Origin of the sequence: uncultured Parabacteroides sp., from assembly GCF_947855115.1 — a bacterium.
Lineage (GTDB): Bacteria > Bacteroidota > Bacteroidia > Bacteroidales > Tannerellaceae > Parabacteroides.
In genome coordinates this window covers 61,615-87,979 of the sequence record NZ_CANTZW010000018.1, presented here as the reverse complement: position 1 = coordinate 87,979, position 26,365 = coordinate 61,615, and the positions used below count along the sequence as shown (strand labels likewise).

The 26,365-nt window shown below is 41.7% G+C and carries 22 protein-coding genes and 1 tRNA gene; 3 read left to right on the top strand and 20 right to left on the bottom strand.

Annotated features, from left to right (window positions below; genetic code table 11):
- Positions 1-204 precede the first annotated feature (204 nt).
- Positions 205-276, top strand: a tRNA-Met gene (locus Q0110_RS12055).
- Between the two features lie 86 nt (positions 277-362).
- Here Q0110_RS12055 and Q0110_RS12050 read toward each other — a convergent pair.
- The 15 genes from Q0110_RS12050 to Q0110_RS11980 all read right to left on the bottom strand — a co-directional run bounded on the left by Q0110_RS12050 (position 363) and on the right by Q0110_RS11980 (position 20,302).
- Positions 363-2,222 carry a ChbG/HpnK family deacetylase gene (locus Q0110_RS12050; protein WP_297906459.1) on the bottom strand — a complete coding sequence of 620 codons (1,860 nt, stop codon included), beginning with the start codon at positions 2,220-2,222 and terminating at the stop codon, positions 363-365.
- Positions 2,223-2,293: 71 nt separating this feature from the next.
- Complete coding sequence (locus Q0110_RS12045) at positions 2,294-2,707, bottom strand: PaaI family thioesterase (protein WP_297906457.1); 414 nt, start codon at positions 2,705-2,707, stop codon at positions 2,294-2,296.
- Positions 2,708-2,717: 10 nt separating this feature from the next.
- A complete protein-coding gene (gene xpt / locus Q0110_RS12040; protein WP_297906455.1) occupies positions 2,718-3,284 on the bottom strand; it encodes a xanthine phosphoribosyltransferase in 567 nt (188 codons plus the stop codon).
- A gap of 6 nt (positions 3,285-3,290) precedes the next feature.
- Positions 3,291-4,616, bottom strand: coding sequence for a nucleobase:cation symporter-2 family protein (locus Q0110_RS12035; RefSeq protein WP_297906452.1), 1,326 nt, complete (start codon positions 4,614-4,616; stop codon positions 3,291-3,293).
- 8 nt (positions 4,617-4,624) lie between these two features.
- Complete coding sequence (locus Q0110_RS12030; protein ID WP_297906450.1) at positions 4,625-6,484, bottom strand: endonuclease/exonuclease/phosphatase family protein; 1,860 nt, start codon at positions 6,482-6,484, stop codon at positions 4,625-4,627.
- A 30-nt stretch (positions 6,485-6,514) separates the two neighbouring features.
- Positions 6,515-7,537 carry a low specificity L-threonine aldolase gene (locus Q0110_RS12025; RefSeq protein ID WP_297906448.1) on the bottom strand — a complete coding sequence of 341 codons (1,023 nt, stop codon included), beginning with the start codon at positions 7,535-7,537 and terminating at the stop codon, positions 6,515-6,517.
- 160 nt (positions 7,538-7,697) lie between these two features.
- Positions 7,698-9,200 (bottom strand): glutamine synthetase family protein, encoded by a 1,503-nt coding sequence (locus tag Q0110_RS12020; RefSeq protein WP_297906446.1) that lies wholly within the window; start codon positions 9,198-9,200, stop codon positions 7,698-7,700.
- Between the two features lie 18 nt (positions 9,201-9,218).
- Positions 9,219-10,169: a glycerophosphodiester phosphodiesterase family protein gene (locus tag Q0110_RS12015; protein ID WP_297906444.1), complete on the bottom strand. Its 951-nt coding sequence runs from the start codon at positions 10,167-10,169 to the stop codon at positions 9,219-9,221.
- 80 nt (positions 10,170-10,249) lie between these two features.
- Positions 10,250-11,845 carry a sulfatase gene (locus Q0110_RS12010; RefSeq protein WP_297906442.1) on the bottom strand — a complete coding sequence of 532 codons (1,596 nt, stop codon included), beginning with the start codon at positions 11,843-11,845 and terminating at the stop codon, positions 10,250-10,252.
- Between the two features lie 47 nt (positions 11,846-11,892).
- Positions 11,893-12,081 carry a hypothetical protein gene (locus Q0110_RS12005; RefSeq protein WP_297906440.1) on the bottom strand — a complete coding sequence of 63 codons (189 nt, stop codon included), beginning with the start codon at positions 12,079-12,081 and terminating at the stop codon, positions 11,893-11,895.
- 11 nt (positions 12,082-12,092) lie between these two features.
- A complete protein-coding gene (locus Q0110_RS12000) occupies positions 12,093-13,640 on the bottom strand; it encodes a sulfatase (protein WP_297906438.1) in 1,548 nt (515 codons plus the stop codon).
- A gap of 51 nt (positions 13,641-13,691) precedes the next feature.
- Positions 13,692-15,176, bottom strand: coding sequence for a RagB/SusD family nutrient uptake outer membrane protein (locus Q0110_RS11995; RefSeq protein WP_297906437.1), 1,485 nt, complete (start codon positions 15,174-15,176; stop codon positions 13,692-13,694).
- A gap of 20 nt (positions 15,177-15,196) precedes the next feature.
- On the bottom strand, positions 15,197-18,502 hold the full coding sequence (locus Q0110_RS11990; protein ID WP_366139667.1) for a TonB-dependent receptor: 3,306 nt from the start codon (positions 18,500-18,502) through the stop codon (positions 15,197-15,199).
- 247 nt (positions 18,503-18,749) lie between these two features.
- Positions 18,750-19,595 carry a FecR domain-containing protein gene (locus Q0110_RS11985; protein WP_297906433.1) on the bottom strand — a complete coding sequence of 282 codons (846 nt, stop codon included), beginning with the start codon at positions 19,593-19,595 and terminating at the stop codon, positions 18,750-18,752.
- 110 nt (positions 19,596-19,705) lie between these two features.
- Positions 19,706-20,302: an RNA polymerase sigma-70 factor gene (locus Q0110_RS11980; RefSeq protein WP_297906431.1), complete on the bottom strand. Its 597-nt coding sequence runs from the start codon at positions 20,300-20,302 to the stop codon at positions 19,706-19,708.
- 268 nt (positions 20,303-20,570) lie between these two features.
- On the opposite strand from Q0110_RS11980, the gene Q0110_RS11975 reads away from it, so the two are divergent.
- A complete protein-coding gene (locus Q0110_RS11975; RefSeq protein WP_297906429.1) occupies positions 20,571-21,830 on the top strand; it encodes a putative DNA modification/repair radical SAM protein in 1,260 nt (419 codons plus the stop codon).
- A gap of 26 nt (positions 21,831-21,856) precedes the next feature.
- Positions 21,857-22,621: a TIGR03915 family putative DNA repair protein gene (locus tag Q0110_RS11970; RefSeq protein ID WP_297906427.1), complete on the top strand. Its 765-nt coding sequence runs from the start codon at positions 21,857-21,859 to the stop codon at positions 22,619-22,621.
- A gap of 400 nt (positions 22,622-23,021) precedes the next feature.
- On the opposite strand, the gene Q0110_RS11965 is transcribed toward Q0110_RS11970, so the two are convergent.
- The 5 genes from Q0110_RS11965 to Q0110_RS11945 all read right to left on the bottom strand — a co-directional run bounded on the left by Q0110_RS11965 (position 23,022) and on the right by Q0110_RS11945 (position 26,268).
- Positions 23,022-23,819: a DUF1080 domain-containing protein gene (locus tag Q0110_RS11965; RefSeq protein WP_297906425.1), complete on the bottom strand. Its 798-nt coding sequence runs from the start codon at positions 23,817-23,819 to the stop codon at positions 23,022-23,024.
- An 87-nt stretch (positions 23,820-23,906) separates the two neighbouring features.
- Positions 23,907-24,371, bottom strand: a complete 465-nt coding sequence (gene queF / locus Q0110_RS11960) for a preQ(1) synthase (RefSeq protein WP_297906423.1) — start codon at positions 24,369-24,371, stop codon at positions 23,907-23,909.
- A gap of 10 nt (positions 24,372-24,381) precedes the next feature.
- Positions 24,382-25,056, bottom strand: a complete 675-nt coding sequence (gene queC, locus Q0110_RS11955; protein WP_297906421.1) for a 7-cyano-7-deazaguanine synthase QueC — start codon at positions 25,054-25,056, stop codon at positions 24,382-24,384.
- A gap of 77 nt (positions 25,057-25,133) precedes the next feature.
- On the bottom strand, positions 25,134-25,868 hold the full coding sequence (locus Q0110_RS11950) for a class I SAM-dependent methyltransferase (RefSeq protein ID WP_297906419.1): 735 nt from the start codon (positions 25,866-25,868) through the stop codon (positions 25,134-25,136).
- 37 nt (positions 25,869-25,905) lie between these two features.
- Entirely contained in the window at positions 25,906-26,268 is a 363-nt protein-coding gene (locus Q0110_RS11945; RefSeq protein WP_297906417.1) for a VOC family protein, read from the bottom strand.
- Positions 26,269-26,365: the final 97 nt, after the last annotated feature.

Genomic DNA, 26,365 nt, shown 5'->3' with positions numbered 1-26,365 from the left:
TTGTCTGGCCACATCCACCAACATGTCACGTGTTTTAGAAACTGTCATCGGCATTGTATTGCACATTTTGATTAAAACTGTGCGCAAAGTACTTAAAAAAGATCGTATCTACCAAGTATATTAAAAAAAACTTGCAATAAATTTGTTTTATAAGAAAATATCCCTACCTTTGCGCTCGCAATCGAGAAACGATAGCAACTATATCGCGGAGTGGAGCAGTGGTAGCTCGTTGGGCTCATAACCCAAAGGTCGTAAGTTCGAGTCTTGCCTCCGCAACACAAGAAAAAGCTCTCAAGTTGTTGACTTGAGAGCTTTTTCTTGTAAGAAGGGTTCTTCTGATTTCCCCCAATAGAATTATTTTTTTACTTCAAGGCAGGTAAGATGTACTTCCAAACCAAATTGATCTCAGCCTGCATATCATCAATATTCGCAGTCATAGCGATTACCGCATCTTTTTCCGGCAAGATAATAATATATTGGCCTTTGGCTCCATCGGCACGAACAGCGTTATGACGGCAACGCCACATCTGATAACCATACCCTTGCAACCAATCGCTATCTTTCGGTTTCATCTTCAAGTTATCCGGTCTCATACCAGCAGGCATAGAGGCTATTTTAGAGGTAGTGGCCGCCTCTATCCAGCTTTCGGGAAGTAATTGCTTGTCGTTCCACTTTCCTTTTTGCAAGAAAAACTGCCCCATTTTCGCTAAGTCCTCGGTCTTGAGGTATAATCCCCAACCCCCGCAATTGATCCCCTGAGGACTCTCCTGCCAAGTGGCACCGACAATACCTAGCGGACGGAACAGGCGAGGATACAAATAATCGATCACTTTCTCTCCTGCCACCTTCTGGACGATGGCAGAAAGCATATACGTACCGAGGCTGTTATATACAAAATAGGTCCCCGGCTTATGTACCAATGGTGCCGAGAAAAAGAGCTTTACCCAGTCAGCATTCTCATTTCCCTCCTGGTGTACTAAAGCGGTAGGATCAACATCATGCCCGGATGACATAGTTAATAAATGACGTATCTCCAACTCTTTCAGGTAAGGGCCCACTTCGGCCGGCAATTTATCGGGGAAGAACGAGATTACCTTATCCGTGACCTTCAATTTACCCTCGGCAACGGCAAAACCGACGGCTGTTGCCGTAAAGGTTTTACTTACGGAGTTTAAAACATGCGGAGTCTGGCGATCACCTTCTCCCAGCCACTGTTCTTTCACGACCTTCCCATGCTGAAGGATCATGATACTATGTAAATCTTGGTTAACCTTCTTCACCGCCCGAAGATAATTGCCAAACGCCTTATCCAAGCTTTTTGAGGCTTCCCCACGGGGAAGCTCTTTAGTCAAGTCGTTGAAACTGATCAAATCTATATTTTTATCTTTCAAAGCTTGCTTTACTTCCGGACTGGTAAAAAGATCGGTCACACCTTGACGATCCATCGCTACATTCTCATAACCTATATGCCCGACAGTTTTCATTTCCTCGTTATCCAAAGCCGGGTGATCCAAGAACATATAGCGTTTACCAGGTTCCAACTTATCCAGCATCTTGATGAAACTGGCTACCTTCTCGGCCGAGGTCTTAGAAGCCCCATCATACCCGGAATAGGTAAAATCGTATTCCTTCATCGCCTCAACCCGATCCACGACCGGCAGATGATATTCCTCAGACAAACGGCGCATCAGCTTCACGACTTCCGGATCAAAACCAGTCGATCCCATATGCCCGGAAATATGGCTGATCTGGGGTATATTCTTTAAGGCCATCTCTATCTGGGCCCGGGCTTCCTGCTCGATCTCCGCTAAGTTCCATTTATTCTCCAGAATCGCCAGTCCCGGATAGGCGGGATTCGGAGACATCATCGGAAGGAAATAGCCATTGCTATCGGTCAGACTCGGACAATGTGTCAACGGACGCCATTTTACGTTATCCCATTCACTAGTAAACGTCAGATGAAGCCCGACATCTATACCCGGATTCTCTCTCAGCAACCGAGCGGCCTCGGGAAACCATGAAGTGACTACCATAACCTCAACACAAGTCTCCACCCCATTCTTATATCCCTCCATACACGCTATGTTGGCAGAACGGAACGATCCCATATCATCCGCACGGATTATCAAACGGGGATTTGTACCCCGTTGGCTGTATGCCGGCCATGTAGCGGCAAATAACAGACAACCACAAAGGATTTTTTTTACATTTGAAGTCTTCATAATATCGATAAATAAGATTTAAGAATTAATATACCAGTATCTGCTTCCGGCTTAGCCCGGAATAGCGTCATTTATACCTGTGGATGGACTACACAAAATGTCCCGGAAGACTTACTCACCAGCTTATCGTCACAATAAATCTCGCACTCACAAAAATGAATATTCCTCCCCGCCTTGATCACGGTCCCCTTGGCGATCAACTCATTGCCCCAAGCGGCCCGTAAAAAGGAAATTTTCAGTTCGGCCGTCAGTACATCTTTCTCCAACGGAGTCATCGTATAAGCGGCAAAGCCGGCGATCGTATCCGCTAAAGCAGCCAAGACTCCTCCATGTGTCACACCGCTATATTGCCTCTGCTCATCATGTAAAGGCATATGCGCCTCTACACGACCTTCCTCGATAACCGTAAAGTCAATCCCCAGAAAATTCACATAAGGATTCGTTTTCGCACGGTTAATTAACTTTTCTTTTATTCTTTCATCCATATCTCATAAATTAACGAATAGTTATCTTACAATCATCCAGATTATCAATAATAGCGAGGCTCTCCACACGTATCCCCTTCTCACGCAGCATATTCCCGCCATCTTGAAACGCCTTCTCAATGATAAAACCCATCCCTTCAATCACGGCTCCCGATTGCTCCACCAGCTCGACTATTCCCATGGCGGCATTCCCGTAGGCCAAGAAATCATCAATGAAAAGAATATGATCATCCGGTGTCAAGAAATTATTGCTAATACATACCGTATAATCCCGATCCTTCGTAAAGGAATGAACCACGGTAGAAAGCATATTCTCCATTGTCTTCGGTTTCTTCTTCTTTACGAAAACCACCGGCAACTGCATTATATATCCTACCATAATAGCCGGCGCGATACCACTCGCCTCGATAGTCACGATCTTATTAATTTTACGATCTTGGAAACGGCAGATAAATTCCTCCGCGATCTTATACATCAACATCGGGTCCATCTGGTGGTTAATAAAACTATCCACTTTAAGAATACCACCGGGATAACAGCGGCCGTCTTGCAAGATGCGTTGCTTCAATAATTCCATAATTCGTTATTCTGTTTGATCTTCTTTTACATGTATAAATAAATTCGCTAAAATAGCCGTCAATCCTCCTGTCGTAATGCCAGAGGAGAATATTCCCCGGATTACCTGGGGAGCCGCACCTAAAATATCCGGCATCAACTCCACCCCTAGCCCCAAAGACAAGCTGACCGCCAAGACCAACGTGGCCTTCCGGTTGATATCTTGGGCCGCGATAATGCGGATACCCGCCGCCGCTACCGTACCAAACATCAACAAGGTAGCGCCTCCTAAAACCGGATCGGGCATCAACGAGAAGATAACACCGACAATCGGGAATAATCCCAAAAGGATCAGCATACCCGCTATATAATACCCAACATACCGGCTGGCGACTCCTGTCAATTGGATGATCCCGTTATTCTGGGCAAAGATAGAATTCGGGAAGGAATTAAAGATACCGGAGACAAACGAGTTTACCCCATCTGCCAGAACACCTCCGGATACCCTCCTCAAGTAACCTTCCCCTTCGATCGATTTCCCCGATATCATCGAGTTGGCGGTAATATCCCCCGTAGCCTCAATCGCCGTGATCAAATAGATCAAGGCAACCGCCACGAACGAAGATATATTAAAATCCAACCCATATTTGAAAGGAACCGGAATATTAAACCCATTCAAAGTCTGCGAGGAGACGGATTCCATATCCACCATCCCCATGGCAAAAGCAATCGCATAACCGATACACAGTCCAAGCACGATAGAACTCATCCGCAAGTACTTGTTCTTACAACGATTAAAGAACAAAACACTCAACAAGACACATACAGCCACCCCGATATTACGAAAGCTGCCAAACGTGCCGTTATCCATAGCTGAATATCCTCCACCGCAAGCGATTACCCCCACCTTAATCAAGCTTAAACCAATCAGTAGCACCACGATTCCCGACACCAAGGGAGTAATCACCGAACGCAAATATTTAAAGGTACGGCTCACGATCATCTCAACCGGAGAAGCGGCGATACAAACTCCGAATATAAGAGGAAGCCCACCCGCCAAACCAGCCGTAATAATCGGACCGATAAACGAGAAACTAGTCCCCTGTATACATAATAATCCGGCTCCGACCGGCCCTAATTTACGGCATTGAACAAATGTGGATACCCCAGAGGCGAATAAGGCCATGGAAACCAAAAAACCGGTAGTCTCCAAATCCAGTTTCAATGCCCCGGCGATAATCAAGGGAGGTGTTATGATCGCCACGAATATAGCCAGCAAATGCTGGATAGCCGCAAAAAGGGTCTCTTTCAAAGGAGGACGGTCATCAATCCCATAAATCAAATCTGTATTCATCCTGTCTCTTATAACTTCAAGTCTAATAAGGTCTCCCCTTTTGCGTTCAACACCCGTACATTCATTTCATCTCCTTTTTTCCGCAAGATCATCACCGTGGCCGAATCGAGCTTTGGACCTCCACCTACGATTACCGGGAAGTTGTTTTCCAGTGAACCTTTCGGATGAAAAGCGTATCGATGCGTATGAGCGGATATATTCACGCAGAAAGGAGCTTTCGCCAACAAATTTCCCCAAAGTTCCGGACAAGGCTCATAGGCATCCCCATTCCCATAGATAGGGATATGGTTCAATAAAACCCGCTTCGAAGCCTGTTTAAACTCCTTACTTTCCAATTCTTTCGAAAGGAAACCCACCTGATCTTTCCGAAGACCGGTAAAATCATTCAATCCGTAATACACCCATGTGCTATCCGGCTTATCCTCGCCGCAATCCAACATGACGAAACGGGTATCTCCCCAGTTAAACGCCCCATATGTCTTATCGCCCACATAATCAAACAAGGCACGAAGACCAATAGAATAAGCGTTACGAATCTCGTGATTACCTCTCAGGAAAAAAGCGGGAACATTGCTAGCGCCTACCTTCCCGCATAAGTATGCCAAGTGATACAAAGCCTCTTTCTCATTGGCCGGATCATCAATACAATCGCCATTAAACACAACGAAATCATAAGGGATATCGCATACCTGCTCATATAAAGCATCCATAGTCGGGATATGCTTATGCAGGTCATTAAAGATCAACGCCGTGAAATCCTTTTGGGATGCGGACGGGAGTTTGAACGAATAAAACGGAGATACCGCTGTCTCACCAAACTCTTTCTTATAAGCTTGATAAAGCATGATTTCCTGCGAGCATACCCGGTAATAATAGGTCTGTCCGGGCTGGATATTTGTCAGCCGGATCTTATTATGCAAGCCGTTACATATCACTTGACCATCCACAATCGTGCGGACCTTCTTGAGATTTAACGTATCCGTACCATATTCCACCCAACTATAAGCCGGAACATTGGTTTGCCACATCACCGTAATACCACCCTCCGTAGGATTCTGGAGATAAGGAGCCGCATAAAAGATCTCTTCTGCCTTCGCTTTCAGGCGAACCTCTGTCACGACCGGACGATGGTCTGACGCCATAGCCTCTTCCGGAACCCATGCGGACAAACGGGTAAACGGCTGACCATTCTTTATGTATCCCGCTATATAATCCAAGCAACTATCCGGAGTGGAAGCAGGAAACGTGGCCAGTTTAGGATTGCTTAACAACTGAAAATCTTTACTGATCTCCGTGATAAAAGGAGAGTGAGCCGTAGCGTTCCAATCCCCGGCGATAAATAATGGCTTTCGCGCAGCAGCCGCTTCCTTACGGATGATCGGCAAAGAGAGCATCCGATCTTCCGGTGTCAGAGATAGGTGCGTACAGCAGAAGATATATTTCTCAAACTCAACCCATAGCAAGACTCGTTCCTCCTCTCGTCCGGGAAGAGCTATATACCGATATCTCAATGGTTTTTCCTTGCTTAGCATACCTACCCCGTATTTACCGCCATCATAGTCGATCGCCGGGGCGTAAGTCGGAAACATCAATGTCTGTTCCCCCAACAGCCGAAGCACATCTGTCCCTCCGCTCCTTCCTGTCACACTATCCACTTCCTGAACGGCTACCACATCGGGAGTTACCTTACGGATAGCGTCCGCTATACGTTGAAGGTCTGTCACCTCATCCATCCCCCTTCCATTACGGATATTATAACTCATGATACGTAACGTATTCCGCTCGGCATCACTACATTTCTGAGCTAAAACTTTATTTATGGGTAACAATCCTATAAGAACTATCACCCAAACAAAACATCTTTTCATATTATCAGATCTAATTCTATATCTATGATTTTAACCGAATATTTTTTTCATCTGTAGCTCGAAATCAGCGATATCCTCATCGGAAGTATCCCAAGAGGTAACCAGACGCACCTCATTTATCTCTTCGTTCCACATATAGAAGAAATATTTATCTTGTAACTTCCTCAATGCCTCAGAAGGAATCGTAAAAAAGAGTTGATTAGACTCTATTTTCTGCGTAAAGCGGATTTCCGGATATCGCTGTAACACATTCGCTAACCTGACCGCGCTGTCATTCGCTTTCATGGCATTCTCCAACCAAAGGTCATTTTCCAGATAAGGGATGAACTGGGCAGAAAGATAACGCAATTTAGAGGCAAGCTGAGCGGATTGCTTCCGATAAAATTGTAGGTTCTCCGTTATTTCCGGGTGGAACGACACGACGACCTCCCCCATCATCATACCATTCTTCGTACCCCCGAAGCTCAAGATATCTACGCCGGCATCTATGGTAACTTGACGCATCGTGCAATTCAAGTAGGCACAAGCATTCGCTAAACGGGCTCCATCCATATGCAGATACATATCATATGAATGCAAAAGATCCGCGATCGCTCTCACTTCCTCTATCGTATAAACCGTACCTAATTCCGATACCTGGGAAATATAAACAGCTTTGGGTTGCGAATGATGGCAAACCCCGAAGTTTTTCAAATGGGGACGAATCAATTCCGGCGTTAATTTACCGTCTTTCGTGGGGATCGTAACGATAGCGCAACCGGTCATTCGTGCGGGAGCTCCACATTCGTCTACGTTGATATGGGCGGTCTCAGCGCACAAGATGCTATTAAACGGACGTGTCACGGCTTGCAGGGCTACGGAATTCGCACCCGTCCCGTTAAATACAAAAAAAGGAGAAGCATCCTTACCGAACACTTCTTGTATTTTACTTGTAGCGGCCTCGGTCCAAGGATCATCACCATATCCAACCGCATGATTATCATTAGCCTTGATGATCGCATCCATTACCCGGGGATGCACGCCGGAATTGTTGTCACTAGCGAAACTTCTCATCTCTAAATTTTTTTTGCCAAAAGTACAGATTTAAGATGAGAACAAGGATATCCGAGTAATTATTTATCACTATTCATCATGTTATTCTTAATCTGTAGACCAAAAACAAGGGCGTGCCCATCACAAGCACGCCCTTCATATGAATCTGTAAATATAATTTTCAGCCACAATGGAAATAAGTATTAACCAGCTTTAGCATCTCTTCCGGATTATCTTCCATATCCTTCCGTAAAGATGAGTCATTATAAGATTCCAGTTTGTGGATAATACCGTCTATCATACTCGGACTAAACACATTATATTTTTCAAAAACAGCACGTTGCCGTCTTAAACAGATGGCTGAGGCCGCACAGCTGTCTGGGAGTTGGTCTAACGCTTTCAGACGATCTTGATTCTCTTCCTTATGAATATTCACGTTTACATAAGTCTTCTCAGCAATCTCCAAAGCATTATCGATCTCAAAACCATAGCGGCACGCAACCGCCAACCCTGCCAATAATTGGTACAAATCAGCGGAACCATCCGGCGAACGCATCTCAACCGTTTGCTTCTGGCTCGTATCATAATGGCTAACGGGCTCTAACGGATTCGCTAAAGAACACATGTCCGTTTTTGCCGCCCAACCTAGCGGGACACGTACTAAAACAGAGCGGTTCCGATCTCCCCAACAAATATTTGTAGGTGCTTCTTGATGTGGCACTAAGCGAAAATATGAGGTCGGATTCGTATTTCCGAAAGCCGTGATAGATGGTGCCAAACACATCATCCCCGCAATAGCTTTACGGGCGGTCTCGGATAACACGCCATTCGCCAGCATTTGATTCTTGCCGTCTTTCATGATACGCATATGGATATGCAGGCCGGAACCGGCTTTTCCCACCGTGATTTTCGGGGCGAAGGTGATATTATAACCATATTCGTGCGCCAAATTTCGGATCGCCCATTTCGCGATCATTAACTGGTCTGCCGCATTTTCTGCCGGACATGGCAAGAACTCGATTTCATTTTGCTCGTAGATCAAGCCATCTAACGTAAAATTACCAACCTCTGAATGACCATATTTGATTTGCCCTCCGGCTTGCGCAATGCAGTGCATGCACTCCGTGCGGAATTCATTGAACTTAGCATAAGGAGCGGATTCATGATAACCTCTTTGGTCGGTAGCAGGAAAAACACCTTCATCCGGGGCGATTACGTAATACTCCAACTCTCCCATTGCCTCAAATTCCATTCCCGTAACCTCCTTAAAAGCCTTACAAGCTTTACGCAAGGTATATTCCGGGGAACTTTCTAAGGGTTCTCCATCCTTATTGAAGAATGAGCAGAGCATGGTAAGCGTAGGCAATTCCGCAAACGGATCCTCGAAAGCCGTACGGAAACGGGGTACCACATACAGGTCACTACTTCCCGCCTCGATAAACGAGAAAAGACTAGAACCGTCTACTCGCTCGCCGCAAGTCAGGATCGCATCCAGATAGGCTGCATTGTTGATTACAAAGTTTAGTGTCTTCAAACGTCCGTCGCCTGCTGGATACATGAAATTAACCATCTGGATATCTTTCTCATAGATATAACGAATGATGTCCTCTTTCGTAAACTCGGATGCCGGCTTTTGTAAAAACTCCACTAATGCGTTAGGAGTCATTTCTAGTTCTTTGTTCATGTCTTATATTGATTATGTTTATAGTGTAGAGAAAAATTTTCCTTTGGAACTGTTGACAGGAATCAAGCTAGAGATCGCTTCTGCAACCTCAATAGGTCGGTCGGACTCTATAATGTCCACACCTTGACGGATAATCATACGGTATGCTTCAGCACGACTTTCGGGTGTGGATAATTTATCGTCGGAAGGAGCGGTAGATATCATGCACATGGCACCTCTTTCATGTAACATATCGATCACCTCACGGACTTCGGGGGTAATCTTAGGGCCTACATAAGCCATGATATGGCTCCAAGGTATACCATTATTCTCATAGTCTTGAACCGCTTCTTTCGTTTTTACGAAAGCCTCAAACATGAAATTAGGATTTTTCTCGTAAAAGAAACGGGCCGAGGCTCCATCATGAACCGTAATTATCACATAAGGTTCCGCTTGCATATCGGTAATCAATTGAGCGGTACGTTCCATAGGAACATCCTTCTTATCAAGGATTAGAATTGTTTTTCCACGGGCCCAACGAATCGCTTCCTCTAAAGTCGGAATACGATAGTTCGTGATATTTCCCTCGGGATCTTTCAAACGGAAATTTTGCAATTCTTTCCAAGTATAATCAGATACTTTCCCTGTCCCATTGCTGGTACGCTCCAGTGTATCATCATGGAAAAGGACGATAACACTATCTTTGGTTAACCTCGGATCTATCTCGAATGTGGCAGGTGTATAAGAAAGGGTATTTTCAAAAGTTTCCATACTGTTCTCAGGATAGCCTTTCCCCCGTCCACCTCGGTGTCCGCTAATTAAAGGAATTCGGTCATCGGCATATTGGTAGAAAGATATCAAATCTTCTATATTTGATATCTGTAGCGTATTCATTCCGTTGTATTCAATCTCCTCCTTTGGCGTGTTCAATACGCAAGAACCACAAAGTAGGGCCAATATTAAAAATCTAGCGGATAAATTGAGTTTCATTTCACGATCGTATTTTAGGTGAATGATTCTTTCTATCCGCCAAACTTACACAAAATAAATGATTTTACAGAGTTAGCACCTTAATATTCGTCAACTTTCTGGTCTGCACGGAACTTATCCAAACGTGCTTGCAAACGAGTTTGGACATCGGCATATTCCGGATTGCCGTATAAGTTATTCAGTTCATTCGGATCATTTTGCAAATCATAAAGTTCGTTACAATTAATCGCGTCATTATGTTCATTCTTTTCTCCATAAAAATGGATCAATTTATAACGACTGTCACGCACGCCATCGTGACGACGTACCATATGGATCGCAGGATAATCATAATAATGATAATACAAATATTCGCGCCAATCTTTTGGTGTCTCACCTCCAAACAAGGGGACTAAAGACGTTCCTACCATATAATCAGGTTTCTTGATACCGGCTATATCCAGATAAGTCGGGGCATAGTCAATGTTCTGTACCAAGGCCGTACATTCACTTCCTGCCTTGATTTTAGCAGGATAACGGATAATCAACGGCGTACGGAAAGATTCCTCATACATGAAACGTTTGTCGAACCAGCCATGTTCACCCATGTAAAAACCTTGATCTGAGGTATAAACAATCACGGTATTATCCATAAGTCCTTCTTTTTCCAGATATGCGATCAAACGCCCCACCTCATCATCAATAGATTTGATGCAACGTACGTAATCCTTGATATAACGTTGATATTTCCATTTAACCAAATCATCGCCTTTTAGGTTCTCATTAATAAATTTTTCGTTACGTGGCTTATAAGAAGCTATCCAAGCCTCCCGTTGTTCCGGGGTCATTCGATCCAAAGAGGCTTCCCAACCACCAATATTCCATTCCTTTTTATAAGCCTCCTTATCTTTAAGCTCATCAACCTTCAAATCATAAACCAAAGTCATATTTTTATCTATGCTCATTTCTTGCGTACGTGCGGCATCACAACGAGTGGCATAATCATCATTGAAAGTATCTGGATATGGGAACTCTACATCCTCATATAAATCCATATATTTCGTATCCGGCATCCAGTTACGATGTGGAGCCTTATGATGAACCAACAGGCAGAAAGGCTTATCCTTATCCCTCTCTTCCAAAAACTCGATAGCGTGATCGGTCGTAAGGGTCGTTGCATATCCTTCTTCTTTTACATACTTGCCATTCGATTCTTTGCTCTTGAACTCCGGATTATAATAATCTCCTTGATCCCATAACACATGATAATAGTCAAAACCTTTCGGTTCACATTGCATATGCCATTTACCTACGACACCTGTTTGATAGCCATGCTGTTGTAAGATTTCAGAAAAGAATACTTTTGTCGTATCAATACCTTTTCCTAACTGTCTTTGTCCGTTTTGATGACTATAAAGACCGGTCATTAAACAAGCACGACTAGGGGTAGAAAGAGAATTCTCTACAAAAGCTTGCCTAAACAACATTCCTTCTGCAGCCAAACGATCTAAATTTGGTGTAGGAGCCAATTTACCTAGTGCATGTCCATAAGCACTAATAGTTTGATACGAATGATCATCCGTCATGATATGGATGATATTAAGCGGCTTCTCTGCCACTTCCTTTTGCCCTACTCCACATGCAGAGAACAAAAAGGCCGGAGCCAAGAAGACCCCATAGTTAATAGCATTTTTCATGTATTCAAAATTTTAAAATTATACAAACGTACAAAAAACAGAAATTATCACCAATAATACTTTCGGGCTATTTCATCCATAGCCGGATACGTATCCAATAAATTTTCCGGTTTTAGAATCGTGATATCCTTCAATAAATCCTTGAAACGTTCAGCCGGAGTCCACGGCTGGCGTGGAGCCTTAAGCTTGAAAGTAAAAGATATTTGTATCTCATTTTGTATTAAGCCTTGAATCACACATTCACAGATTAATAATTTCCTTGATTCCTATGATCCGTGTGAGGTCTAACTGTCCGTTTCAAAGGAATATTCATTCCATCCGTAGATTCCAACCAGTCATAAATTTGACCATTCAATTGCTTGATAACTTCTTTATATTCAGGTTCTGCAATTAAATTAGTTGTCTCATACGGATCATTTTGCAAATCGTAGAACTCATTTGTATCCCAAACTCCATGATAACGTATGTATTTATATCGGTCGGTACGGATACCATGCATCGTAGGCGTTTGCGGAAATTCATATTCCCAATAATATTCATAAAAAATATGATCTCGCCAATCTACCTGTTCTCCTTTAAGCAATGGCAAAAAAGAATACCCTACCATTTGCTTAGCTTTATCTAAACCTGCACATGCCATAATAGTAGGAGCAATATCAACATTTTGTACCATATTTTCTATAACCTTACCACCTTCAAATAAACCTGGGCAACGGACCAACATAGGTACTCGAACAGACTCCTCATAAAATTGCCTTTTATCAATTAATCCATGTTCTCCCCACGCAAAACCATTATCACCCATATAAATCACCAACGTGTTATCATCTAATCCTGCCTCTTTTAAATAATCAAGGACAGAGCCAATACTTTCGTCTACAGAACGCAGAGTCTCACAATATTTGCGAACTTGAACATCCCAAGGGCGACCATGATAGGAATAATCTACTCCATGCCAACTTTCTCTTTGGTTCTTAACCCAATTAGGAGACATTTTCTCTCCATAATAATCTTTTCCGGAAGCAGCTTTTCCTGTCTCTTTACTAATAGTCGGTAAATCTTTAACACCATAATAAGGAGTATTTATTGTCTGGGGTAATACTAATTCTTTGTCTTTGTAACAATCCTTATGCCGTTTTGCGGCAGAGAAATTATCATGTACCCCTTTATGAGACAAATAAACAAAAAATGGTTTATCCGCTTGTTTCTGATCTTTCATAAATTGAATTGCATGCTCAGTTAACAAGTCCGTGACATAAGTACTATCTTTATATTGTATCCACTCTCCATTTGTATTAATACGAGGATTATAATATTCCCCTTGTCCTTTAAACCCCTCCCAATGGTCAAATCCGGGTTGCGGAGCACCAGAATCATTTCCCATATGCCATTTCCCGAAGAATGCGGTTTTATATCCGCTTTTTTGCAAATATTCAGGGAAAAATACTAACCCTTCAGGAAGAGGAGCCGAGTTGTCAACAACCTTGTGACTATGTGAATACATACCTGTCAGAATAGAGGCCCGACTGGGTGAAGAAAGAGATGTCGTAACAAATGCATTTTTGATATGTGCTCCTTCTTTGGCCATCCGATCCATATTAGGAGTTTCCAACCAAGGAATCGTTCCCATGAATCCCATATAGTCATACCGATGATCATCCGAAAGAATAAAAACGACATTTAATGGTTTTACTTCAAAAGAAGTATTTCCAGATTCCTGTATTTCAACCCGACTAGCTAAACATTGACTAGCAATAGTCAATGATAACAACGTACTATTAAGTCTTATATTCATAGAATAATTTATTGTGGAGCTGTAAAATATACAGCTCCAGATTCATAATTATTACCAACCAGGATTCTGATTTAATTCAGGATTTAAATCTAATTCTCGCTGAGGAATAGGCATAAGTACCATATGGTCTTTTATATTTTTAGCAATATCAGTCTTGTTATTCTCTGCGATAGAGGCTTCATAAGCACTATGCTCTTTCATACGAGTAACGAAAACTCCCATACGGACTAAATCAAACCATCGATGCCCTTCTATCGGGAACTCTAAAAAACGTTCCTTTAAGATTACTTGCCTAAACTCATCTTTTGAAAGACCCGAATAATTTCCGGAAGAATCTCCAAATGCACGTTCTCTCACACGATTTAATACTTCATGAGCTTTCGCTGATTCTCCTACCTCATTCAAGGCTTCCGCATACATTAGCAAAGCGTCAGAATAACGGATGATATGCATATTGATCTCACAGAATTTAGCAGCACTAATCCCCTCCTGCCAATACTTTCCAAATAAGGGAATACTAGAAACCAATTCTTTTCCATTTTGGAAATTTGTATAATGAGTCCTCATGTTCACATTCTTTCGCTTATCATTTTCCTCAAATGCATCATTCAGTTCCATAGTTGGTATATCTGCCTCATTAGATCCTTGCACTCCAACAGTTTCCGGTATAGAATATTTTGGTCCAACCATACTCATCTCCCCATTGTTAGGAAAGGGATTGGCTTTATATTCTATATAAAAAACAGCTTCCTTTCCAGCTTCTGTTTCCAAGTTCCAGTTATCACCATAATTTACATGTAAACCATACCCATAAGAACTTTCATGTTCAACCACTTCCGCTAATTTATCTTTTGCATTAGCGAAATCCCCTTTTGTCAAATATACTTTTCCTGCTAAAATTTTTGCGGCACCTTTAGTCACACGTCCAATATCCGCAGATGTATATTCGGATGGATAAGGAAGGATTTCTTCGGCCTCTGCTAAATCTGATAAAATTTGCTCAAAAATTTGCTCTTTCGCCACTCGAGGTCCCATAGCATCATCTATAGTCTCTAATCGAGTAACTAAAGGAACATCTCCCCAAAAACGGACAAGATTAAAATAATACAAAGCTCTCAAAAACTTAGCTTCACCAATAAGTCTCTGCTGAAGTTCAGGATTCATGGTAATAGACGGAATATTATTAATTGCCGCATTCGCTTTCATAATACCCGCATAATTATTTTGCCACATATCACTAATAAATGTATTTTCTGATGTATGGCGTAGGAATTCCAAATCTTGCAAGTTTGAATTTGGCATGCCTAATCCATTTTTCATTCCGTCACATGTCAAGTCACATAACATATACATACATCTATTATAAATGCCATTCAATTGTTGATAAGCAGCGTCAACCGCCGCTTGAGCATCCTGTTCACTAGCATAAAAATTATCTTCCACTAACCGGTCAACTGGCTTTTCATCCAAAAAGGAACAGTGAGTATTAAATAAAGCAAATAATGATATGCAGCTAAATTTTATGATTTTTTTCATGACTAATTCAATTTACATATTTACTTAATATCAAATCTTATACCAAACATAAAGGTTCGTGCTTGTGGATAACCTCCAAAATCCTCTCCTGCCTCAAGCGTAGAAGCACCTTTATAACTAACCTCTGGATCATATCCCTTATATTTAGTCCATGTTAACAAATTCTGGCCCGTTACATATAATCGAATTCCTTGAATATGTTTAATATTCAAAGTAGGAAAGCTATATGACAGTGATAAAGTCTTTAATTTCAAAAAAGAACCATCCTCTATAAATCGATCACTAACTAATAATGTCCGGTTCGTTGTTGCTTTTGGGTAAACATCACTCGGATGTTCCGGTGTCCATCGATTTATCATATCGGCAAAAACATTTTGGCCTCCTGTCGGATTCTCCAATTCCATTGCATTATAATTAAATATTTTATTTCCATAGGAGTATTGCAAGAAAACATTTAATTCAAATCCTTTATAAGCAAATGTATTTGTTAAACCTCCGAAAAATTTAGGACTTGCATCTCCTAATATTTCTCGGTCGTTGGTTGCGTCAACTTTTCCATCACCGTTCAGGTCTTTATATCTACGTAAGCCAACACCAATAGGCGATGCTGAAGAAGTCTGCTGTTTACACTCTTCTTCATTCTGGAAGATACCATCAAAGCGATACCCATAAAAAACACCAATTGGTTCTCCCACAATTAAACGACGTACAGAACCTGTCTTTAAATGGTCATCATTTTGTCCTACATCTTTATATTCTTCTCCTCCTAATTCTAGAACCTTATTTTTGTTAAATGATATGTTAAACGCAGTAGTCCAAGTGAAAGCCCCTCGCAAATTATCACTTTCAATAGAAAGTTCATATCCATGATTCTCTACGCTACCTATATTTTTCAACATACTCTGATGCCCAGAGGTAGAAGGAATTGCTACATTATATAAAAGATCTGTCGTTTTCTTCTTGTAATAATCTGCGGTAATTCTCAATCTATTACTTATTAATCCTAAGTCAACTCCAATATCAAATTGTCCTGTACGTTCCCATTTCAAATCTGGGTTTGGAATTTTATTCGGGAAAAATCCTGATACCAGCTGATTCCCTAAAATCCAGCTACTAGAGCCCAACGTGGCTAAAGATTCATACACACCAATCTCTGTATTACCAGTAAAACCATAACTGGTTCTTAACTTCAAATTTGAAATAACATCTTTTGTAGATTCCATGAATTCCTCTTCGGATATTCTCCATCCGGCTGATGCGGAAGGGAAAAAACCATATTTGCTATTTGCCCCAAATCTTGATGATCCATCGACACGAGCGTTTATGGAGAAAAGATATTTACGTTTTAGTGTATAATTGATACGCGCCAAATAAGACATTAAGCTCCATTGTGTAGCATTAGACTCCGGCTTATTGTAAACCGAGCCCGCACCTAGATTATTATATAGCATAACATCATTCACAAAATTTGAAGATGATCCCAAAACATATTCCGAATTATTCCTTTGAATGGTAAATCCCCCTAATAAATTCAAATCATGTTCCTCTGCAAATGTTTTATTCCAAGTCAGAGTATTCTCATTCAACCAATTAATAGTCTTATTAACACCTATTTGAGCAGAAGCCACTCCTCCCGATTGATAAATAGAGGATGGAGTATATCTATTCGTTTTATGATACATGACATCCGCACCTAAAGATACTTTCAATCTAAGATCAGGTATTATTTCCCATTGAGCATAAATATCTCCTAGCAAACGGGAAGTCGCATTGTTAAACTTCCGCTCTTTTGCTGTCGCTACAGGATTTGGGACCAATATACCAGGTATATTTACTTGAGTATATGCGCCTGTGGCTTCATTCTCATACACAGGTTGTATCGGATTCATTCTTAAAGCCCCTGAAATAGTACCATCTTCTCCTCCTGTATCTGTCGCTACCGCATTGTTTATCGTATGGCTAGCTGTCATATGCGTTCCCACATTGAAATTTTTGAAGATTTTACGATCTAAATTTAACCGAATGGAATAACGCTTAAAATCTGAGTTAATCACAATACCTTTTTGATTGGTATAGTTTCCAGATATTGCATATTGTGTTTTTTCATCTCCTCCTGAAAAACTTAGTTGATAAGTTTGGCTAACACCTGTTCTATAAATTTCGTCCTGCCAATCGGTTCCATCACCCAACTTTGCTATTTCAGATAACTGCGTAGCATCATAATAGGGTTCCAAACCATCATTCATATATGCTTCATTTACTAGTTTCGCATATTCCTGAGCATTCATTAAATCTATTTTCTTTGAAACATTAGACCAACCTGTCGATGTTTCAAAAGAAATAATATCTCGCCCTTTTTTACCACTTTTCGTCGTGATCAATACAACTCCATTAGCGGCACGTGCTCCATAGATCGCCGTGGCTGCGGCATCTTTCAAGATCTCTATAGACTCAATATCCGAGGGGTTCACAGTAGACAGACCACTCATCTGTGTCTTACCTCCCGTATTACCGAAACCGCTACCACTATAAACAGGGAAACCATCGATAACATATAGAGGCTCGTTTCCTCCTTGCAAAGAACTACTACCACGTACCCGGATAGAAGCTACAGCTCCCGGCATACCAGAAGTTTGGATTACTTGTACACCAGAGGCTCTTCCAACCAGTCCCTGATCAATAGAGGTCATTGGTGTTTGCTGTAATTCTGCCGTTTTCACAGAAGATACAGAACCTGTCAAATCACTCTTCTTTACAGATCCATAACCAATAACAACAACTTCATCTATATTTTGGGTATCTTCTGTCAGTTGGATTTTAAGGGAACGTTGTTTACCTACTTTTACTTCTTTAGTCATGTAACCGATATAAGATATCAGAAGTATATCTTTTTCTGACGCATCTAAGCTGAAATGCCCATTCATATCAGATATGCTACCCATAGAGGAACCTTTTACGATAACATTTGCACCGATAATGGGTACGTTCGCCTGATCGGTAATGATACCTGTAATTTTACCATCCTGTTGAATCATCTGAGACTGTTCATTTTTCTTATAAATAATGATATGTTTATCATCAATTGTATAAGATAAACCCTGTTTACCAAGAATACTATGTAATATTTGGTCGATGTTTTGTTTATTAGCCTTCACTGAGACTTTCTCGTTAAGGTTAATCTCATCATTTTTGTACCAGAAAGAGTATTCACTTTGGTGCTTAATCTCCTCAAAGGCTTCCGAGATAGTGACATTGTGCAGATTCAATGATATTTCCGCTACTTGAGAATAACCCGTTTTTGCAGATGCGCAAAATAAACTGAACATACATAGTACAACAGATAGTCTCATGATGTTATATGTTTTTTTTAGGTTAACATTTGGCATATAATGCCTTGTGTGTGAAATAAATTTCATACTTTTGCAATGATTTAAAGTTTGTAATTGTGTTGCGATAATTCAGACTTGAGTCTTTAGAAACGGAAGATGTTGGTAGCATTTTCCGTTTTACTTTTTTCCAATCTCTTTTTTCTATTTCATAGGCTATTGATTTAAAGTTTATAACTCATTTGGTTTATTTTTTCGAGATCGTGATTTGATCTCCTTCTATCTTATACCTTATAGGTCGATTTGCGGTCATTACTCGGAGGATTTGATCTATGTTCTCCCCCCGTACGAAATCACCGGTAAAAGCGGCCTTTTTCAAATCATTCCCAAGAATCTGGATTCTCACATTGAAACTTCTTTCCAGTTGTTTAGCGATTTTCTCTAATGGATAATTAGTGAAATAGAATTTACCGCAAACCCACGCTGTATAACTTTGTAATCTCACTTCTCTCTTGATAAAGCGATGTGAGGCTTTCATATATTTTATTTGTTGTCCGGGCATTATCGGGATGAGATTTTTAGTGTCAAGTCCGACACCAACTTTCCCCTCCGCCAAAGTTACCTCTATGTTATCATCATCGCCATAGGCTTTCACGTTGAACTTTGTACCCAATACTTTCACCTTAACATTTTCGGCGTTAACGATAAAAGGATGATCTTTGTCATGTGATACTTCAAAGAAAGCCTCCCCATCTACCTTGACCTCCCTTTGCTTGGAGACGAAAGCAGTCGGATAGCTTAATGTAGTTCCGGAGTTAAGGATTACTTTCGTTCCGTCTGGCAAAATAACAGAAGATCGCATTCCTTTCGGGTTTACCATCTCTACCATTTGGCTGTTCTGTTTCTTGTAGCCCTCATGGAAAGAAATATAATTGGAAATACCAAACAAAATCGTGACGGAAGCAGCAACCGCAGATATTCTCAGCCAGAATCTTCTACGCAGGCTGCGTTCAATGCGGCTATTAACCTCAAGGAAGATATCCTCCCTCATCTCATCGCCCATTTGCTTTATAATTTCTTTTCTTGTTTCCATATTAAGCCTTTCTTATAACAAGGAGTAAGACTAGATGAAATTCGTTTAAAGAGAAAGGCTATTTTTTCAATATAATCATTAAGATTCGTATAGAAACAAAAGGTATGTCATTACTGGAGAATAGACATTAATATAAGAACAAATGAAATATCAGGAAAGTCCGATTTCAACCGTGTTATTAACTTCTCTACCGCAATCTTCATTTGTACTCGAACCGTACTTTCCTGAATGGATAAAATTTTAGCGATCTCCTTAGTACTTAGTCCTTCTTCACGGATCATCAAGAATATCAGACGACATTTTTCAGGAAGTTCATCAATCGCTAGATTTAAAAGTTCCCGCATCTCTCGCGATTCCAATATTCCATCAGGAGTGGATTCTTCTTCCGGTTCAAATGAGCATAATTGATCCATCGGGATTTTATTGACGCTATTGTTTTTTGAAATATGACGAAGCGCTTCATTTCTTACCGTTACATATAAATAAGTATTTATATTGTCTACATCTCTCAAGCGTATTTTTGACTTCCAAATGGAAAAGAATACATCGGACACGACCTCTTTACAAGCCTCTTTCTCCCCAAGGCAATAATATGCGAAACGGAATACCTGATCGTAATATAAATTATAAAAACGCTCAAATGCCCCTCTGTCGTCTGAAGAGACAGAGGATAACAAGTTCTTAATATTTTGCCCAGATATTTCCATGCCCTTTTTAGCTCAGAGAAAAAGCGGGTTGTTGCCCACACTTCGTAAGGTATCGCCAGAGACCTATGCACACGCAGACAAGCAACCCGCAGATATAGCGAGGGCTTGTGCCTTGTGTGCTGTTAAAACTGGCGATTTCAACGAAGTAAGGCACTTCCAAAATTTTCACGATACAAATATAAGACTTTTTGGCAGATTTAAATCTCTTTAAAGCGTACAATTGATCCTACGAGATCATTATCTTTGTACGAAATAATCCCGCAAAAATATGGACGAGAAAGTACTCGAGAAATTGAAAATCTTGGCTGAATCGGCAAAATATGACGTATCCTGCGCCTCCAGCGGAACCTCACGTTCACATAAGAGCGGGGCTATCGGAAGCGCTGCGGGATGGGGGATTTGCCATAGTTTCGCTGAGGATGGACGATGTATCTCGCTTTTAAAGATCATGCTGACAAATTATTGTATGTATGATTGCGCTTACTGCATCAACCGGCGAAGCAATGATTTGCCGAGGGCTACACTCTCCGTTACCGAGCTGGTGAATCTCACGATTGAGTTTTACCGGCGTAACTATATCGAGGGATTATTTCTGAGCTCCGGTGTAGTCCGGAACCCGGATTACACGATGGAGCGGTTGGTGAAGGCCATTAAGGATTTACGCCTTATACATCACTTTAATGGATACATACATATGAAGAGCATTCCCGGAGCCAGCCAGGAATTGGTGAACGAGGCGGGGCTTTACGCTGATCGTTTAAGCGTGAACATAGAAATCCCGAATGAGGCGAGTTTGCAGGCTTTAGCTCCGGAAAAGGATTTTAAAAGCGTATTCGCCCCTATGCGTTATATCCAGCAAGGCGTATTACAAAGCGCTGAGGAACGCAAGCGTTTCCGGTATGCCCCACGATTCGCTCCCGCCGGGCAAAGTACGCAAATGATCGTTGGCGCTACGGCTGATACCGACAAGGATATACTTCATTTATCATCTGCCTTATATCAGAGACCTACAATGAAACGTGTTTATTATTCAGGATTCATTCCGGTAAATACATATGATAACCGCCTTCCGGCGCTTACCACGCCTCCGTTGGTCCGAGAGAATCGTTTGTATCAAGCGGATTGGCTGTTACGTTTTTATCAATTCAAAGTAGATGAAATTGTCAATGACGCATACCCGGACCTGGAACTAGACGTAGACCCGAAGTTGGCTTGGGCCCTACGGCATCCGGAAGTATTTCCGGTAGATATAAATAAAGCGGACTATGAGATGCTTCTCCGAGTCCCGGGAATTGGCGTGAAATCGGCTAAGATCATAATCGTTTCCCGGCGTTACGCCAATCTGGGTTCTGAGCAATTGAAGAAAATAGGAGTAGTCATGAAAAAGGCACGCTATTTTATTACCTGCCGTGAACTCCCGACGCAAACCGTGAATGAGGTCAGCCCCGAGACTGTTCGACAGCTATTGACGAGAAAAACCGGGAAGAAAACAGATGACCGGCAACTCATACTGCCTTTTATAGATTAACGCCTGTTTTATAAGAAGGATCGATAATGATTATATTTATTTACGACAAGACTTTTGAGGGGCTGCTTACCGCTGTATTCGATGCTTATTCCCGTCGAACTTTTCCGGATTTGTTATTGGCTGAGGGCGAGCCGTTTCCTTTGTTTTACGACGAGGCGATCCAGATTTATACGGACGACCGGAAAGCGGAACGGGTGTGGAAAGGGCTTGAAAGAAAAATTTCTAAGTCCTCCCTTTCCGGGTTGACGGTAACGTGGTTGTCGGAATTACCGGAAGTAGATATGTTGCTGTTCCGGTATATCCGGAAAGCGATTGACGCTCCTGCCACGATCGAGTTCAATCTTGGTGATCCGGACATATTGGAAACAGCCAAGATATGGAAGAAAGTAAATAACGAACGCCTGCGAGTGATGCAATTCTTTCGTTTCCAAAAAGCCACCGATGGAACTTACTTTGCCGCCATCGCACCTATATATAATGTGTTACCTTTAGTATTACCTTACGCACAAGACCGTTTCGCAGACCAACAATGGCTTATTTACGATTTAAAAAGAGAATATGGATATTATTATGATCTTAAAGATACGATAGAAGTCCGTTTCAAAGAGAAAGATTCACATTTACTGACCGGATTGCTCAGTGAAGATATCATGGACAAAGACGAAAAGCTTTTTCAAAGTATGTGGAAGGAGTATTTTAAGTCTATCGCAATCAAGGAACGTTTAAATCCACGCCTTCATCGCCAACACATGCCAGCCCGTTTCTGGAAATATATGCCAGAGAAGAGATGATATAATAATCACTATTAATCAATCAATTACATACTCTTGATTATTTTTGCCGGTAAATAATTAGAGAGTAAACCTCTTTCAGAAATAAACAACAAAAGGAACGACCCTTTTTATTACTAACTATAAATCGAGTCAACCCTATTTTATAGATTGGACGGAAAGTAGTCAACTAAAATCGTTAAACTACAGTTTCCTCGTATTTCTTTATGAGGAAACTACAGTTTCTTCAGCAAGAAATTATAGTTTCCATAGCAAGACATTACAGTTTCCTGCTTAAGAAACTATAATGTCTCACCGTGGAAATGAGTGTGTCTCCCCAAGGAAACAGGAATTCCTTAATAAAAAAGGGGGATGAACCTGAAATCAAGTCCATCCCCCTGTATTGCGATCAACACATTTCTTATAACTCACGAATCCATATATTACGGAAGCTGACCGGTTCACTAGGATCGCCGTGGCTCTGCAAGATGATTGGGCCTGCGCCATGTTTCTTGACTTGCGGGAAACCGATCCATTCCGTCGTACCTTGTATTATGGTATGATTTTGCAGAACTACACCGTTGTGGATGACTGTTACGGCAGGGTGCGTACGATAGCTACCGTCGTCCTTGAAAGTCGGGGCGGTATAGATGATATCATATACATTCCATTCGCCCGGTTTACGCATGGCGTTAGCCAATGGGATCGACTGTTTATAAATACTACCAGTCTGTCCGTTCACGTAAGTAGGATTATTGTAGCAATCCAATATTTGAACCTCATACATACCTTGCAAAAAGATACCGCTATTACCTCTCAATTGGCTTTCCCCCGTGATATTGGTAGGAACCTGCCATTCGATATGCAACTGGAAATCATTGAACTTCTGCTTGGTCTGGATATCACCTTTCTTCTTGTTCACGGTAAATACCCCATCGTGTACATCCCATTCCGCGGCACCCCCTTTCACGCTCTCCCAAGCGGAAAGATCCTTCCCGTCGAATAATACGATAGCATCCGATGGAGCGGTAAAACCACCACCTTTTAACTCGGTACCCGGAGTAACAACCGGTGGTACGGGTTCGTAAAACTCAGACATCTCATGCGTAATGCCCGCATAGCCTGTAGGCATCTTGAACTCTTGTTTCTTGTCTTGAGCGACAACAGCGACGCAACCCGCTAAAACGAAAGCCGCAACCGTAAGTAATTTTTTGTTCATGGTCTAAAATGATTTATTAGTTAGTTAACATTTCTTGCTGCAAATATACCTTTTTCTACCGGAATATATAACGATTTGTCAGAAATCTTATTGATTATGATCAAATAATCTTTTTTCTGCCAACCGTTCATATTTAGTACCCGGACGACCGTAATTACAATATGGATAAATACTTATACCGCCTCTCGGAGTGAATATACCGGTAACTTCGATGTATTTCGGATCCATTAATTTTATCAAATCCTTCATGATAATATTCACGCAATCCTCATGAAACGCCCCGTGATTACGAAAACTGAAAAGATAAAGTTTCAAGCTTTTGCTCTCCACCATTTTCACGTCGGGGATATAATCTATATGAATCGTGGCGAAATCCGGTTGCCCGGTAATCGGGCAAAGACTAGTGAATTCCGGACAATTGAAACGTACCCAATAATCATTCTCTTGATGCTTGTTCGTAAACGCCTCCAATACTTCCGGAGCGTAATCTTGCTTATATACGGTAGAGCCACCCAATAAACGTAACTCACCCTCTTGTTTTCTCTCGTCCATTCTCTTTTATTTACTTTTGTTTTTCTTTTTTCCTTCTCAGATATTTCTCCAATCCTTCCTTACGAAGTTTGCAAGCGGGGCAATGTCCGCATCCCTCAGCCACGACACCGTTGTAGCAAGTAAGTGTCTGCGTACGTACCAGATCAAATACGCCAAGCTCATCCGACAATTCCCAGACTTCGCTTTTATCCCGATCCATAAGTGGGGTATGAATTACGAATCCCTCGTCCATCGCCAGATTCAGCGTTACGTTAAGAGAGCGCACAAACGTATCCCGGCAATCCGGATAACCACTATAATCGGCTTCGGAGATACCTGTCACCAAATGATAAATCCCCTTGCCCCGGGCTAAGATGGCGGCGAAAGTAAGGAATACCATATTACGACCGGGTACAAACGTGTTTGGATAGCTATCATCCGGCTTTTCCTGATCCATGGCTATACTTGTATTCGTAAGCGAGCAATTGGGATCTAGCTGGCTGATAAGCGATACGTCTAATAACTGAAAAGGAACACCCGCATCTGCGGCGATCTTCCGGGCGACCTCTATCTCCAAGGAATGTTTCTGTCCGTACGTGAAGCATACGGCCTCTACACGTGAAAAATGCTTCTTCGCCCAGAAAAGGCAAGTCGTGGAATCTTGTCCACCCGAGAAGCATACCAAAGCGGCATCTTGTTGTTTCATATTTTTCTTGTTTTTAATACGTGGTTTAGCAAGCACACGGAAAAGACATCTTTTCAGCCGCGAAGATACGCTTTTTTCTAATTCTTTCGAGCGGTGATAAGCAACATCATCGGACGACGAAGCTCATCTCGCATCCCGGGAACCGTATCCAACATCGATTCGTCCGGTTGAGGCTCCACGAGATGAGTGATACGAAAACCCGCCTTGAGCAATCCGTTCACGTAAGTCGTAAGTGTCTTATGGAATTTGGTAACATCCTCTCCTAGAAAACTAGCATGCCGGATTCCCTCCTTAAAATAATTATCCACCGGCCAATGCATAAGTCTACCCTCCGGATCGTATATCCAATCTTGACTACCATAGGCCGTGAAAATGGGATGCTCCACGGAGAAGACAAAGGCACCTTCTTTCGTTAAGCATTTATACACATCCGCACAAACCACATCGAACGACTCGAGATAATGGAATGTCAACGAGCTAATCACCACGTCGAAAGATTCTGGCACGAAATTGAAATCCTCGATTGCCATTCTTTTATATTCGATCAAAGGTGAGGTATTTATCTCCCGGGCCTTCTCCAACATTTTCTCGGAGAGGTCAATGCCCAGAACGAAGGTCGCCCCTCGCTCTATGGCATATTGACAATGCCAACCAAAACCACATCCTAAATCCAACACACGCTTTCCGTTAAAATCAGGCAGCATCTTTTTTAGCTCATGCCATTCGCCCGCCCCTCTCAGTCCTTGTACAGAACGTGACATTTGGCTGTATTGACTAAAAAAACGCTCATCATCATACTTGTTTTCTTTCATATATGCTGTTTATCAAGGATATTTTGGCCGAAGATACTTATTTTTCGTAGATGCCAACGTGATTTCCCTCGCTATCTCCTAAAACGGCGAAGTATCCTTTGTTTTCGGCCTTTATCTTTGTCCTGGGTATGATAATTTTCCCTCCCTTCTCCAATACTTTAGATAAAGTACTCCCAATATCCTGGCTATAAAAGTGAATCAAGATACCATTTGGCGAAGGTTGGTAACCGGGAGCGAGAAACAAGGCTCCAACAGTTTCTCCCCGTTCGATAAAACAGGCCATCTTCTCCGTCTCACACTCCATAACCGAAAGTTTTACTCCAAGGATTGTCTCATAGAAATCGATCGCTCGATAAAAGTCCACGGTTGGGATCTCAAAAAAGGCAATTGAATTGTTCATTTTGTTTTCTTTTTATAGTTACTACTGGTGTCCTCGCAAAGACACCACAAAAGTAGAGTGTACGGAGCCTATACGATAGAAAAAAACAGACATCTTG

Bases quoted from the DNA above. Each gene is read 5' to 3' on its own strand.
- Q0110_RS12050 (WP_297906459.1), bottom strand. From the start codon at position 2,222: ATGAAGACTTCAAATGTAAAAAAAATCCTTTGTGGTTGTCTGTTATTT.
- Q0110_RS12045 (WP_297906457.1), bottom strand. From the start codon at position 2,707: ATGGATGAAAGAATAAAAGAAAAGTTAATTAACCGTGCGAAAACGAAT.
- xpt (WP_297906455.1), bottom strand. From the start codon at position 3,284: ATGGAATTATTGAAGCAACGCATCTTGCAAGACGGCCGCTGTTATCCC.
- Q0110_RS12035 (WP_297906452.1), bottom strand. From the start codon at position 4,616: ATGAATACAGATTTGATTTATGGGATTGATGACCGTCCTCCTTTGAAA.
- Q0110_RS12030 (WP_297906450.1), bottom strand. From the start codon at position 6,484: ATGAAAAGATGTTTTGTTTGGGTGATAGTTCTTATAGGATTGTTACCC.
- Q0110_RS12025 (WP_297906448.1), bottom strand. From the start codon at position 7,537: ATGAGAAGTTTCGCTAGTGACAACAATTCCGGCGTGCATCCCCGGGTA.
- Q0110_RS12020 (WP_297906446.1), bottom strand. From the start codon at position 9,200: ATGAACAAAGAACTAGAAATGACTCCTAACGCATTAGTGGAGTTTTTA.
- Q0110_RS12015 (WP_297906444.1), bottom strand. From the start codon at position 10,169: ATGAAACTCAATTTATCCGCTAGATTTTTAATATTGGCCCTACTTTGT.
- Q0110_RS12010 (WP_297906442.1), bottom strand. From the start codon at position 11,845: ATGAAAAATGCTATTAACTATGGGGTCTTCTTGGCTCCGGCCTTTTTG.
- Q0110_RS12000 (WP_297906438.1), bottom strand. From the start codon at position 13,640: ATGAATATAAGACTTAATAGTACGTTGTTATCATTGACTATTGCTAGT.
- Q0110_RS11995 (WP_297906437.1), bottom strand. From the start codon at position 15,176: ATGAAAAAAATCATAAAATTTAGCTGCATATCATTATTTGCTTTATTT.
- Q0110_RS11990 (WP_366139667.1), bottom strand. From the start codon at position 18,502: ATGTTCAGTTTATTTTGCGCATCTGCAAAAACGGGTTATTCTCAAGTA.
- Q0110_RS11985 (WP_297906433.1), bottom strand. From the start codon at position 19,595: ATGGAAACAAGAAAAGAAATTATAAAGCAAATGGGCGATGAGATGAGG.
- Q0110_RS11980 (WP_297906431.1), bottom strand. From the start codon at position 20,302: ATGGAAATATCTGGGCAAAATATTAAGAACTTGTTATCCTCTGTCTCT.
- Q0110_RS11975 (WP_297906429.1), top strand. From the start codon at position 20,571: ATGGACGAGAAAGTACTCGAGAAATTGAAAATCTTGGCTGAATCGGCA.
- Q0110_RS11970 (WP_297906427.1), top strand. From the start codon at position 21,857: ATGATTATATTTATTTACGACAAGACTTTTGAGGGGCTGCTTACCGCT.
- Q0110_RS11965 (WP_297906425.1), bottom strand. From the start codon at position 23,819: ATGAACAAAAAATTACTTACGGTTGCGGCTTTCGTTTTAGCGGGTTGC.
- queF (WP_297906423.1), bottom strand. From the start codon at position 24,371: ATGGACGAGAGAAAACAAGAGGGTGAGTTACGTTTATTGGGTGGCTCT.
- queC (WP_297906421.1), bottom strand. From the start codon at position 25,056: ATGAAACAACAAGATGCCGCTTTGGTATGCTTCTCGGGTGGACAAGAT.
- Q0110_RS11950 (WP_297906419.1), bottom strand. From the start codon at position 25,868: ATGAAAGAAAACAAGTATGATGATGAGCGTTTTTTTAGTCAATACAGC.
- Q0110_RS11945 (WP_297906417.1), bottom strand. From the start codon at position 26,268: ATGAACAATTCAATTGCCTTTTTTGAGATCCCAACCGTGGACTTTTAT.